We start from the raw sequence: 11995 nt of genomic DNA, 5'->3' as shown, positions 1-11995 counted from the left end.
TGCGCAACGGAGAGCCTCCGCCCGTGGCGGCTCCCTGGACGCCGCGACCCGCGCCCGACAGCCGCGCGCTCTTCCTCGACGCCTTGAAGGAGCAGGTCACCGACCCCATCCGCTATGCGCGCGAGGCGATCGAGCTGGTCCGCGCGATGCGCTCCGGCGAGCCGAGCGACGCCTCGACCGAGGGCGCGCGCTTCGCGCAGCTGCTCGCGACCGGGATCCGGCCGCTGGTCGGCCTCGCGCAGATGGGGAGCGCGCCGGCTTCCTCGCTGAACCGACCCATCGGCCCGCACCGTCGGTTCGAGACGGCGCGCTTCGACCTCGGCGAGATCAAGACCATCCGCGCGGCCCTCGGCGGCACGGTCAACGACGTCGTGCTGGCCGTCGTCGCGGGCGCGCTGCGGGCCTGGATGATGACCCGTGGCGAGAGCGTCAGCCCGACCCGCGGCGTCCGGGCGGTGGTCCCGGTGAGCATCCGCGACGACGATGACGAGGAGCCGACCTCGCTCGGTTCCCGGGTGATCGCCTCGACCGTGAACCTCCCCGTCGGAGAGAACTCGCCGGTGATGCGGCTGCACCAGATCTCGTACCAGACCAAGGTCCACAAGGACACCGGTCGCGCGGTCAGCGCCCGCTCGCTGGTCGGGATCGCCGGCTTCGCGCCGACCACGTTGCACGCGCTCGCGGCCCGGGTGGCGACCGCCACCGTGCGGCCGATCGACGACGTGGTGATCACCAACGTGCCGGGACCACAGTTCCCCTTGTACGCGGCGGGCGCGCCGATGCTGGCGTCGTACCCGGTGGTGCCGCTGATGCCGGGGCAGGGTCTGTCCGTCGGCGTCACGTCGTACGACGGCAAGGTGTCGTTCGGGCTGAACGCGGACCGTACGGCGATGCCGGACCTGGCCGTGTTCGCCCAGTGCGTGACGGATGCGCTGGACGAGCTGCTGGACACCACCAAAGGCAGCCACAACCGTGCCTCGCGCGGCCGGCGGAAGCCCCGCCAGAAGAATGCACCTTCGAAGAAGGCGGGCTCATGAGGGTCTACATCCCATCCACGCTCACGCTGCTCGACCTCGCCTGCCACGCGGGTGAGTTCGGCCCGCCCCCACTGACCGCGTACGCCGTCACGCCGGCGCTGCGCGAGTGGTACACCGACGGCGACGACGAGGAGCTCGAGTACGCCGCGATGGCGCAGGCGGCGCGAGCCTCGGTCGGACTGATCGCGGCGGATCCGGAGGCGGCACGCAGGCGGGTGGTCGTTGCCTGCGAGGTGAGCGCGGTCCCGCCGGCCGACGGCACGGTCGAGCTCGGAGATGCCTCACTGGAATTGCACGTGGTGGTGCCGTGGACGGCCGTGGCCTCGATTCATCTGGACTCGGCCGGCGCCTCGGAGGTAGTCGCCAAGGCGGCCGCAGGCTGGGAGGCGGCGCAAAACGGGGATGAAGACGCTGTTTTCGCCCTCGACTCGTGCGAGGGTGAAGACCTGTTGTGGTACGCGACACAGGAGATACCGGACCTGCTCGCCGCGGAGGGTCCCCGCGGCGATCTGACCCGGTGACCTCGGGCTGAACTGACGGGAGCTGATGGCGATGCAGGCGATCTGGAAGGGCGCCATCTCGTTCGGGATGGTGACGATCCCGATCAAGGTGTTCTCCGCGACCGAGGAGAAGGACATCTCGTTCCGTCAGGTGCACGTCGCCGACGGCGGCCGGATCCGGTACAAGCGGGTCTGCGCCGAGTGTGGCGAGGAGGTGCCGTACTCCGATATCGGCAAGGGCTACGAGATGGCCGACGGGCGGATGGTGGTGCTCGAGCCGGACGACTTCGCCGACCTGCCGCTGTCCAGCAAGAAGGTCATCGACGTGCTCGAGTTCGTGCCGGCGGACCAGGTGGACCCGCTCTACCTGGGCAAGTCGTACTACCTCGCGGCCGACGGTGGTCCCGGTGCCAAGCCCTACGTGCTGCTCCGCGACGCGTTGGAGGGCTCCGAGCTCTACGCGTTGGTGAAGGTGGCGCTGCGGTCGCGGGAGAGCCTCGGGCTGCTCCGGACGCACGACGACGTCCTGGTACTGCAGGTGATGCTGTGGCCGGACGAAGTGCGGGACTCATCCTTCGCGGCCCCGTCCGAGGACGTGGAGATCCGCAAGCAGGAGAAGGCGATGGCCGAGTCGTACATCGACACCCTGCGCGGCGAGTTCGATCCGGACCAGTACCACGACGAGTACCGCGCCGCGCTGGAGCAGGTGGTCGAGGCCAAGGCCGCCGGCGTACCGATCCCGGAATCGGAAGAGGAAGAGCAGGAGGGTGCTGAGGTCGTCGACCTGGTCGCCGCCCTGCGCGCCTCGGTCGAGGCAGCCAAGGCCCGCCGCGCGGGTGGCGGTTCGGGCGGTGGCGGCAAGGGCGACGCGGACACGGACGACAAGTCGGCGGCCAAGAAGACCGTGGCGAAGAAGGCTCCGGCCAAGAAGGCCGCGGCCGCGAAGAAGGCCGCCCCGGCCAAGAAGACGGTCGCCAAGAAGGCCGCGAAGAAGTCCGCCTGATCAGCTCTCGGCCTGCTGCCTGAGCGGCGGCTGCCGTTGTCCGTCCTGAGGAGGGGATCCCATGTCCGACACCATGCCGACGCAGACCACCATTCCCCAAGACCCAGCCGAGATCCCGGTCGACCCGACCGCGCCGCTGGTCCAGCCCGGAGCCTTCCTGCTCGAGCTGGTGCCCGTGCCGGTGACGGACCTCGAGCGGGCCAAGACGTTCTACTCCGAAAAGGCCGGTTTCCACGTCGACGTCGATGTCACGCCGGCCGACGGGGTCCGCATCGTTCAGCTGACGCCGCCCGGATCGTTCTGCTCGATCACCCTGGCCGAGGGGTTGCCGACCCTCGACATGCCGCCCGGCACGCTCCGCGGGCTGCACCTGGTCGTCGCCGACATCGAGGCCGCCCGCGCCGAGCTGATCGGCCGCGGCGTCGAGGTCAGCGAGGTCGAGGATCTCGGCGGCGTCTTCTACGCCTGGTTCGCCGATCCCGACGGCAACACCTGGGCCCTCCAACACATGCCCTGGCGCCCCTGACCCAACACTCTTGCGTCCGAAGAACCTGAGGTCATAGCCCAAGGTTCTTCGGACGTTAGAGCTGGGACACGAAGCGGAGGATGCGTTCGCTGATCTGGGTGGGGTACTCGCCGGAGATCGCGTGTGAGGCGTCGGGCCAGAGTTCGGCCTCGCAGTCGGGGACCAGGCTCTGCGCACGGCGTACCGCGACGCGGGGATCGTGGACCACGCTGCGACCACCCAGCAAAGCGAGGACCGGTACGCGGAGAGCGCGCAGTACGGCGTCGGATCCGTACGACGGCATCGGCAGCTTCATCCGGTAGTCCCGCAAGCCCTGGGTGAGCAGGCGCGCCACCGGAAGATCCATCGAGGGACCGCCGGAGACCCAGCCGAGGAAGCGTTCGCCGAAGCGATCAGGCAGACCGGGGATCAGGGCGAATCCGCCGAGCAGGAACCTCTTGGAGAACTTCGCGAACACATGGGCCGGCTCGAGCAGGCTGATCGAGGCGAGCCGCTCTGGCGCGTGCAAGGCCAGGTTGAACGCGAGCCAGCCGCCACCCGAGACGCCGGCGAGGTGGACCCGCTCGAGCCCGAGCTGGTCGAGCACCTCGCGCAACCAGTCGGCCTGGTCCTGCGACGAGCTGATCGGCACGGTCTGCACGCTGCGGCCCGGTTCGCCGAGGGAGTCGATCGCGTAGACCGGCCGTGCCGCCGCGAGCACGGGAAGATTCGGCTCCCACATCGCCGAGGTCGCCCCGCGCCCATGCAGCAGCACGATCGGCGTCGCATCGTCGTCCGGCCCGAACCGGTACACCCGGACCCGCCCGAACGCCGTCTCGACATCCCTGGTCTCACGCTGCCCGGGAATCTCCCCGATCAGGTCGTCGTACAGCCTCAGATAGTCGGCCTGCGCCTGCGCACTCACGAAATGCCCGATCCCAGCCACCCCCGAAACCTACCGCCACCGCGCCACAAACCACCGCCCGCCGCCCCTAGCCTGACCTGCTTGCGTCTGAGGACGCTGAGGCCAGAACCCAAGGTTCTTCGGACGTTGGAGACGGGCTAGCCGCCGAGGGGGACGCGGCGGGCGTGGACGGTTCGGTGGGCGATTCGCCAGCCGGCTGGGGTGTGGACGATCCGGTCTTCGTAGGTGCCGCTGCCGCAGGAGCCGTCGGCCATGATGCCGATTCCTTTCGACAACGCCCGGACCTCGCCGTCACCTTCCTCGGTCAGCACCACGTTGGTGATGTGGTGCCCGACGGGATTGGCGTCGCCCAACTGCAGTGCGAGTTCCTTCAGCGCTGTCAGGCCCTCGGCCACCCCGAGGCCGAAGGCGGAACGTCGTAGGTGATGTCCTCGGTGAACAGTTCGTCCTGCCGATCGAGCTCGCCGGCGTCGGTGAGATGGCCGTGCAGCGAGATCAGGTCGGTGATGGCGGTCCGGTCCTCGGGTGTCATAGCGCCTCCTAAATGGGGAAGTCCCCGTTTAGTCACACTGTGCAGTAAGTGGGGATGTCCCCAGTTAAGCCCCTGAGAGCCGATGCGCGACGCAATCGCGACCAGCTGGTCGCGGTAGCCCGGGCGGTTTTCGACGAGCTCGGAACGGCCGCGCCACTCGACGAGGTCGCCCGTCGTGCCGGGATCGGCAACGCCACCCTCTACCGGCACTTCCCGACCCGGGACGACCTCCTCATCGCCGTGTACGCCGAGGAGGTCGCAGGCCTGTCCGACCTCGGAGAGGCCCTGCTGGGCGGTTCCGCGGATCCGCTCGACGCGCTCTTCGAGTGGCTGGAGGCGTTCGTCGGCCATGTGGCCGCGAAGGGTGATCTTGCTCGCACTCTGGAGCCGGGCGCACGCCGTTCCGAACTTCATGAGCAGTGGCACGCGGCGATGTTCGAGGTGGTGGTCCGCCTGGTCGACAAGTGCCGCGCCGCCGGATCAATCCAGCCTGACCTGGATCCGATCGACCTCCTCGTCCTCGTCTCGGGAACAGCTACCGCCGAGCCCGTCCGGGTACGGCGCCTGCTGCGACTGATCCGCCGTGGTGTGAGCGTCGGCTGACCGGACCAGTCGGGTTCGTGGTCCTGGGTGGTGGCGTGGCAGCATGAAGGGCGCGAACGTGTCGTGGGAGCCCCGATCGGGTGCCGCGGCGCGGACCACCCGGCGTACACCACCGAGCTGATTCGAGGAGCACCGCACCATGGATGCCGTCACCGCCGTACCCACTCCCGTCAACGAGACCGTGCGGGGCTATGCACCGGGCTCACCCGAGCGGGGCAGCCTGGAGGCGAAGCTCAAGGAGTTCACCGCGGCCGGCGCGATCGACCTGACCTGCACGATCGGCGGTGAGCAGCGGCTCGGCGGCGGTGCGGCGATCGAGGTGGTCCAGCCGCACAAGCACGCGCACGTGCTCGGCACCCTCGGCAACGCCACCGAGGCGGACGGCCGGGCGGCCGTGGATGCGGCCCTCGCGGCGGCCCCCTCCTGGCGTTCGCTCTCCTTCGACGACCGTGCGGCGATCTTCCTCAAGGCGGCCGACCTGCTGGCCGGCCCGTGGCGCGACACCCTGAACGCGGCGACCATGCTCGGCCAGTCGAAGACGGTCCAGCAGGCCGAGATCGACGCCGCCTGCGAGCTGATCGACTTCCTCCGGTTCAACGTGGCGTTCGCGCGCAACATCGTCAGCGACCAGCCGATCTCGTCGCCGGGCATCTGGAACCGGGTCGACTACCGCCCGCTGGAGGGGTTCGTCTACGCGATCACCCCGTTCAACTTCACCGCGATCGCCGGCAACCTGCCGACCGCGCCCGCGCTGATGGGCAACACGGTGGTCTGGAAGCCCTCGCCGACCCAGCAGTTCGCGGCGCACTGGACGATGCGGCTGTTCGAGGCCGCGGGACTCCCGGCGGGCGTGATCAACCTCGTCACCGGCGACGGCATCGAGGTGAGCAAGGCCGCGTTGACCCATCCGGACCTGGCCGGCATCCACTTCACCGGATCCACCAAGACCTTCCAGAGCCTGTGGTCCACGGTCGGCGCCAACATCTCGTCGTACCGGACCTATCCGCGGCTGGTCGGGGAGACGGGCGGCAAGGACTTCATCCTGGCTCACCCGTCGGCCGACCCCGCGGTGCTGAAGACGGCGATGGTGCGCGGCGCATTCGAGTACCAGGGGCAGAAGTGTTCCGCCGCCAGCCGCTCGTACGTCGCTCGCAGCGTCTGGAACCAGATCCGTGACGACATCGCGGCCGAGACCGACTCGCTGACCATGGGCGATGTCGCCGACCTGTCGAACTTCATCGGCGCGGTGATCGACGACCGGGCCTTCGCCAAGCACAAGGCGGCACTCGACCGGGCCCGGCAGTCCGACGCGATCGAGGTCCTTGCCGGCGGCACCTATGACGACAGCCAGGGGTACTTCGTCCGGCCGACGCTGCTGGTGAGCGACGACCCCACTGACGAGATCTTCACCACCGAGTACTTCGGGCCGATCCTCGGCGTCCACGTGTACGACGATGCCGACTATTCAACCGTGCTCCAGCAGATGGAGAAGGCGGCGCCGTACGGTCTGACCGGCGCGGTGATCGCTCAGGACCGCCACGCGGTCGCCGAGGCGAGCGACTACCTGCGGTTCGCCGCTGGCAACTTCTACGTGAACGACAAGCCGACCGGTGCGGTCGTCGGGCAGCAGCCGTTCGGTGGCGCCCGGGCCAGCGGCACCAACGACAAGGCCGGCTCGATGTGGAACCTGATCCGCTGGGCCAGCCCTCGGTCGATGAAGGAGACCTTCACCCCGCCCACCGACTACCGCTACCCCCACCAGGGCTAGGCAGCAGCCAGGCCGCGGCGGACGGTGAAGTAGAAGGCGGTCAGGTCGGCGATGAGCGTGTCGACCTGGTCCGCCGCGGTCACGTCCGCATCGAGCAGCCAGTCCGAGATCAGGTCGAACAACCCGCCGACCAGACCGATCGCGACGCTGTGGCTCGCTCGCGGGTCCGCGGGCGGGCGATCGTCGTACGAATCCCAGAGGGTTTCGAGGAATCCCGCCGCCCAGCGGCGGTTCGTGCGGCGCTGGCGTTCGACGGTCGCGGAGATCCCGGCCGCCTGGCCGAAGGTAACCCTGGCGACGCGCGGGTCGTCCACCAGTGCGTGGGCGAACGAGGCGATCAGCGTGGTGACCGCTTCCCGCTCAGAGGCCGGTCCTTGGTCGGCGACGGCGACCATGCCGGCTTCGAGGCGCTCAGAGGTGCGCTGGAGGAGCGCGAGATAGCAGGTTTCCCGGCTGTCGAACACCTCGTAGAAGCTCTTGGTGCCGATGTACGCAGTACTGCAGATCTGCTCGATCGAGGTGCCCAGGTAGCCGTTGGCGGCGAACAGTTCGAGCGCGGCGTCGAGCAGTTGCTCGCGGCGCTCGGCGCGGCGCTGCTCCGCGTCCAGTCCTCTGATCCGTCGGGCCATGCCCGGGACGTTACCCGGCGCGCGGTCTGGTAACCAGTCGGCAAGTTATGAACACGAGGCCTTGTTCCTAACTCGAAGACGTGCTCAACTGACGGTCATCCCGTCGTCACCGAACGACACAGCCCCTGGGAGCCGCCATGAGAACCACGCTCCGGCGAGCCGCGCTGGTCCTGCTGACCACCGCAACCCTCGCCACCGCCGCAATCGCACCAACCGCCGCCGCACCAACGGCCACTGCACCAACCGCCGCCGCAGCGCCGTCCGCTGGTTTCGACAACTGGGACTGCAAGCCGTCGGCCGCCCACCCGAATCCGCTGGTCCTGCTGCACGGACTAGGCGGCAACGGCCCCGGCAACTACGCGTATCTAGGCCCGTACCTCGCCGCGAAGGGCTACTGCGCCTTCACCCTCACCTACGGCCAGGCCACACCGGTGATCCCGGTCGGCGGCACGGTCTCGGTGGTCCAGTCGTCGGCCCAGATCGAGGCCTTCATCGACCAGGTCCGTCAGTCGACCGGCGCCGCGAAGGTCGACATCGTCGGCCACTCCGAAGGCGGGTTCCAGAGCATCTACGGTCCGAAGGTCCGCGGGTACGCCGCCAAGGTCGGCAAGGTGGTCGCGCTGGCACCACCGACGCACGGTACGACGTTCGCCGGGCTCGTGAGTGTCGGGGACTACCTCGGCCTGAGGCCGCTGGTGGACCAGGTACTGCGTGAGTTCGGCTGCCCCGCCTGCGACGAGATCATCGTCGGCGGATCGGCGGTGAACCAGTTGACCACCGGCCCGATCGCCCAGCCGGGGGTGAAGTACACGGTGATCGCCTCGCGGTTCGACGCCCTGGTGACGCCGCATGAGACCTCGTTCATCCGCGAGCCCGGCGTACAGAACAAGTTCGTCCAGGACACCTGCCCGGCCGATCCGGTCGGCCATGTCGGCCTGGCGTTCGACCCCACGGTCGCGCAACTGGTCGCGAACGCGCTGGATCCGACTCACGCGAGGCGGGTCATCTGTGCTTTCGGACCGCCTGTGTAGGACGGACCGCGGGCTCAGGCGGTTCGGTCCAGGTAGAGGAGGGGTGGGCCGATCAGCAGCGCGGATCCGCAACCGACGCAGATCCACTCGCCAGCCGGGTCGTCCACCGGGTGATCCCCGGCCTCGACCCGCTCGAAGAGCATCATGGCCTCGCAGAACACGCAGTACTGCGTGTCTCCGCCGGCCGACTGCAGGACGTTCCGTCGCTTGTTCCGCACGACAGGCTCACCTCCGGTGACAGCTCGTCATCCCCAGGCTGCCACTGAGGATTCCCTTTCAGGGGTAACGACACGGCGGCCGTTTGGTTTCGCGCTCAGCTGTCTCCGAACCGGCACGAGGGCCGCGGACCGGGTGTTTCACCCGTCCGCGACCCTCGTTTCCAGCTGGTGGGTCAGTGGTTGCCGGCGGCCCAGTCGCGGCCGAGGTCGTGCTCCTTGGCCAGCCCGGAGCGGATCGCGTCGACGACGAACGGCTCCATCTTCCGGCCGATCAGCGGCACGTTGACCTTCACGTCGAGATCGATCGCCTGCACGGTCTGGCCGCCGTCGGACCTGATCGCCGCGGTGCCCTTCAGGGTGACCGGCGTGTTGGCGATCTCGCCCGACACGTCGGCGTCGCGGGACCCGTCGGGCTTGGCCGGGTGCCAGGTCTCGGTCTGGACCACGGTCAGCGTCGGGCCGACGAACCTCTTGCCGATGTCCGGTACGTCGTCCGCCGGCATCTCCCGCTTGACCCGGACGACGGTGTCGCCGCCGGACTGGCTGACCTGGACGTCGTACGACAGCGCCTTGGTCTTCTCGCAGGCCTGCTCGCGGAAGGTGGTGTCGGTGACGATCGCGAAGACTTCCTCAGGGGTGGCGTCGTACGACGCCGACAACTTCAGCTCCATGCCGCACATCATGGCACCGTGTCGAGCAGTTCGAGGGAAAGGTCCCAGAGACGGGCGGCGTTCGAGGGGGCGACGGCGTAGGGGGCGACGCCCTTCAGGATGCCCGGTACTGCGAGCTCGGCCGGCTGGCAGTCTTCGAAGTAGGTGCCCGTGACGCCTTCGACCAACGGGGAAGCGGCCAGGAGGACCGAGGTGGCTGCCCCTTCCGAGGGGGTCTTCCAAGGGATGTCCGTGCTGTCGGCCTGGAAGCGATCGGGGACCGCGGTGTTCGTCTCGTCGCCGATGTGGCGCATCAGGTTGGTGCGGATCCGCCCTGGCGCAAGGGCATTCACAGTGATGCCGGCGGCCGCCCAGCGGCGAGCTGCTTCGACGGCGAAGAGCACGTTGGCCGTCTTGGACTGGCTGTACGCCGCCCAGCGGTCGTACGGGTGGTTCGTGAACATCACGTCGTCGAATAACACCTCGCCGTTCAGGTGACCCCGTGAACTCACCACGACTACCCGTGCTCCACCGGCGGCCGCGAGAGCGTCGTACAGACCTGTGGTGAGGGCGAAGTGGCCGAGATGGTTGGTGGCGAACTGCAGTTCCCAGCCCTCGGGGGTGCGGAGTTCCGGGGTCGCCATGATGCCGGCGTTGTCGACCAGGATGTGCAGCGGTCCGTCCCAGGCGGCGACGAAGGAAGCGATCGAGGCTCGGTCCGAAAGGTCGAGCGGGGCGACAGAGACCGCCTTCAGTCCGTCGGCGAGCAAGCTGTCGGCGACCTCCTGGCCGGCCATGACATTGCGGACGGCAAGTGTCACCTCAGCGCCGGCCGAGGCGAGGGTGCGGGCGGTCTCCAGGCCGATGCCGGAGTTGCCGCCGGTGACGATGGCGCGCCGGCCGGTCAGGTCGACGCCGGCGATGACGTCCGCCGCGGTCGAGGAAGGACCGAAGGGGATGGTTGTGCTCATGCTGACTGCTCCTACACTGGTAAACGGAGCCGGATCCGGTTATCACCCAAGATAAGCGGACGCGGCTCCGTTTTCAAGGAGGGTCGATGCGGGCCGATGCGCAGCTGAACCACGACCGCCTGCTCGGGGCGGCCGCCCGGGCGTTCGCGCGGGACGGCACCGAGGCGTCGCTCAAGGCGATCGCGCAGGAGGCCGGGGTCGGGATCGGCACCCTCTACCGGCGGTTTCCCACCCGCGAGACGCTGATCGAGGCGACCTACCGGAACGAGACCACCCGGCTGGGCGAGGCTGCCGCGAAGTTGCTGAAGAAGCTCGCCCCCCTCGACGCGCTGCGCACCTGGATGGATCGCTTCGTCGACTACATGGCCACCAAGCACGGCATGGCGGAGGCGCTGCCCGCGATCCTGGCCGCCGAGGGCGACCTGCGGATGGCGAGCCGCGATCTCCTGACCGAGGCGCTGGCGACGCTGCTCGCGGCGGGCGTAACCGCGGGGTCCATCCGCAAAGACGTCGATCCGAACGATGTGCTGATGGCGCTGGGCGGCGTGACGTTGATCGCCGGAGACCCGGCGCAGCACGAACTCGCGGATCGCCTGCTGGATCTACTGGTAGACGGCCTCCGCTACGGCACCTGATGACTGTGCGCCGGGCTCACATCGCGACGGCGTGGGGTGCGTACGGCGCCTCGAGGCGGGTGATCTCGTCCGGGGTGAGGGTGAGATCGAGGGAGGCGATGGCGTCGTCGAGGTGTTCCGGCTTGGTCGCGCCGATGATCGGTGCCGAGACCGTCGGGTGCTGGGACACCCAGGCCAGCGCGACCTGCGCGCGGGGCACGCCGCGGTCGGCCGCGACCGCGCCGACCGTGTCGACGATCTCCTTGTCGCCGAACTGGCCGTAGAGCGCCTCGATCCGCTGGTCGCCCGCCACGCGATCCGTGCTCACTCCCCAGTCGCGGGTGAGCACACCGCGAGCCAGCGGGCTCCACGGGATCACACCGATGCCCTCATCTGCACACAGCGGCAGCATCTCCCGCTCCTCCTCGCGGTTGAGCAGGTTGTAGTGGTTCTGCATCGTGACGAACCGCGCCCAGCCGTTGGCCCGCTGCAGGTGAAGCGCCTTGCTGAACTCCCACGCGTACATCGAGGAGGCGCCGATGTACCTGACCTTGCCGGCCCGTACGACGTCGTCGAGCGTCTGCAGGATCTCCTCCAGCGGGACGCTCCGGTCGAGCCGGTGGATCTGGTAGAGGTCGACGTAGTCCATCCCCAACCGGGTCAGGCTGTTGTCCAGCTCGGTCAGGATCGCCTTGCGGGACAGGCCTCCGCCGTTCGGGTGGCCCGGACGCATCGTCCCGTGGACCTTCGTCGCGACCACCACGTCGTCACGGTCGGTGAAGTCCGCCAGGGCGCGCCCGACGATCTCCTCGCTCGACCCGGCCGAGTACACGTTGGCGGTGTCGAAGAAATTGATCCCGGCGTCCACGGCCTGCTTGATTCGTATCCGGCTCACGTCCTCGGGAAGGCTCCACGGCTGTCCGCCGCGGCCGGGTTCGCCGTACGTCATGCAACCGAGCGCGATCGGCGAGACATCCAGGCCGGTACTACCGAGCTTCACGTACTTCAT

At 68.9% G+C, this 11995-nt stretch carries 16 protein-coding genes; 8 read left to right on the top strand and 8 right to left on the bottom strand.

Annotation, left to right across the window (positions count from 1 at the left end; all coding sequences use genetic code 11):
* The 4 genes from VFG33_RS01555 to VFG33_RS01540 form a co-directional block, all read left to right on the top strand.
* On the top strand, nucleotides 1–1037 hold a 1037-nt coding region (locus VFG33_RS01555; protein ID WP_325021547.1), incomplete at its 5' end, for a WS/DGAT domain-containing protein.
* A complete protein-coding gene (locus VFG33_RS01550) occupies nucleotides 1034–1558 on the top strand; it encodes a DUF6912 family protein (RefSeq protein ID WP_325021545.1) in 525 nt (174 codons plus the stop codon). The genes VFG33_RS01555 and VFG33_RS01550, both read left to right, overlap by 4 nt.
* Nucleotides 1559–1589: 31 nt before the next feature.
* Entirely contained in the window at nucleotides 1590–2540 is a 951-nt protein-coding gene (gene ku, locus VFG33_RS01545; protein WP_325021543.1) for a non-homologous end joining protein Ku, read from the top strand.
* 61 nt (nucleotides 2541–2601) lie between these two features.
* Nucleotides 2602–3066: a VOC family protein gene (locus tag VFG33_RS01540; RefSeq protein ID WP_325021541.1), complete on the top strand. Its 465-nt coding sequence runs from the start codon at nucleotides 2602–2604 to the stop codon at nucleotides 3064–3066.
* A gap of 55 nt (nucleotides 3067–3121) precedes the next feature.
* On the opposite strand, the gene VFG33_RS01535 is transcribed toward VFG33_RS01540, so the two are convergent.
* From VFG33_RS01535 to VFG33_RS01525, 3 genes are all read right to left on the bottom strand, one after another.
* Nucleotides 3122–3991 (bottom strand): alpha/beta fold hydrolase, encoded by an 870-nt coding sequence (locus VFG33_RS01535; RefSeq protein WP_325021539.1) that lies wholly within the window; start codon nucleotides 3989–3991, stop codon nucleotides 3122–3124.
* Nucleotides 3992–4107: 116 nt separating this feature from the next.
* The gene (locus VFG33_RS01530) at nucleotides 4108–4365 is read right to left on the bottom strand and encodes a nuclear transport factor 2 family protein (protein ID WP_325021537.1); all 258 of its coding nucleotides are present in this window, start codon (nucleotides 4363–4365) and stop codon (nucleotides 4108–4110) included.
* Complete coding sequence (locus tag VFG33_RS01525) at nucleotides 4350–4502, bottom strand: nuclear transport factor 2 family protein (RefSeq protein ID WP_325021535.1); 153 nt, start codon at nucleotides 4500–4502, stop codon at nucleotides 4350–4352. Before VFG33_RS01525 ends, VFG33_RS01530 begins: the two co-directional genes overlap by 16 nt.
* Nucleotides 4503–4556: 54 nt before the next feature.
* Between VFG33_RS01525 and VFG33_RS01520 the strand changes: the two genes are divergently transcribed.
* Both VFG33_RS01520 and pruA read left to right on the top strand, forming a co-directional pair.
* Complete coding sequence (locus tag VFG33_RS01520) at nucleotides 4557–5105, top strand: TetR/AcrR family transcriptional regulator (protein ID WP_325021533.1); 549 nt, start codon at nucleotides 4557–4559, stop codon at nucleotides 5103–5105.
* Nucleotides 5106–5244: 139 nt separating this feature from the next.
* Nucleotides 5245–6873 (top strand): L-glutamate gamma-semialdehyde dehydrogenase, encoded by a 1629-nt coding sequence (gene pruA / locus VFG33_RS01515; protein WP_325021532.1) that lies wholly within the window; start codon nucleotides 5245–5247, stop codon nucleotides 6871–6873.
* On the opposite strand, the gene VFG33_RS01510 is transcribed toward pruA, so the two are convergent.
* The gene (locus VFG33_RS01510) at nucleotides 6870–7502 is read right to left on the bottom strand and encodes a TetR/AcrR family transcriptional regulator (protein ID WP_325021530.1); all 633 of its coding nucleotides are present in this window, start codon (nucleotides 7500–7502) and stop codon (nucleotides 6870–6872) included. The two genes, pruA and VFG33_RS01510, sit on opposite strands and share 4 nt — an antisense overlap.
* Nucleotides 7503–7639: 137 nt before the next feature.
* Between VFG33_RS01510 and VFG33_RS01505 the strand changes: the two genes are divergently transcribed.
* A complete protein-coding gene (locus VFG33_RS01505) occupies nucleotides 7640–8533 on the top strand; it encodes an alpha/beta fold hydrolase (RefSeq protein ID WP_325021528.1) in 894 nt (297 codons plus the stop codon).
* 14 nt (nucleotides 8534–8547) lie between these two features.
* On the opposite strand, the gene VFG33_RS01500 is transcribed toward VFG33_RS01505, so the two are convergent.
* The 3 genes from VFG33_RS01500 to VFG33_RS01490 all read right to left on the bottom strand — a co-directional run bounded on the left by VFG33_RS01500 (nucleotide 8548) and on the right by VFG33_RS01490 (nucleotide 10372).
* On the bottom strand, nucleotides 8548–8751 hold the full coding sequence (locus VFG33_RS01500; RefSeq protein WP_325021526.1) for a hypothetical protein: 204 nt from the start codon (nucleotides 8749–8751) through the stop codon (nucleotides 8548–8550).
* Nucleotides 8752–8924: 173 nt separating this feature from the next.
* Nucleotides 8925–9422: a DUF2505 domain-containing protein gene (locus tag VFG33_RS01495; RefSeq protein WP_325021523.1), complete on the bottom strand. Its 498-nt coding sequence runs from the start codon at nucleotides 9420–9422 to the stop codon at nucleotides 8925–8927.
* Nucleotides 9423–9430: 8 nt separating this feature from the next.
* Nucleotides 9431–10372 (bottom strand): SDR family NAD(P)-dependent oxidoreductase, encoded by a 942-nt coding sequence (locus tag VFG33_RS01490; protein ID WP_325021521.1) that lies wholly within the window; start codon nucleotides 10370–10372, stop codon nucleotides 9431–9433.
* 86 nt (nucleotides 10373–10458) lie between these two features.
* Between VFG33_RS01490 and VFG33_RS01485 the strand changes: the two genes are divergently transcribed.
* Nucleotides 10459–11007, top strand: coding sequence for a TetR/AcrR family transcriptional regulator (locus tag VFG33_RS01485; protein WP_325021519.1), 549 nt, complete (start codon nucleotides 10459–10461; stop codon nucleotides 11005–11007).
* A 16-nt stretch (nucleotides 11008–11023) separates the two neighbouring features.
* On the opposite strand, the gene VFG33_RS01480 is transcribed toward VFG33_RS01485, so the two are convergent.
* Nucleotides 11024–11995, bottom strand: a complete 972-nt coding sequence (locus tag VFG33_RS01480; protein WP_325021517.1) for an aldo/keto reductase — start codon at nucleotides 11993–11995, stop codon at nucleotides 11024–11026.

It is taken from the genome of Kribbella sp. (assembly GCF_035687465.1).
Lineage (GTDB): Bacteria > Actinomycetota > Actinomycetes > Propionibacteriales > Kribbellaceae > Kribbella.
This window is presented reverse-complemented; position numbering and strand designations above follow the sequence as displayed.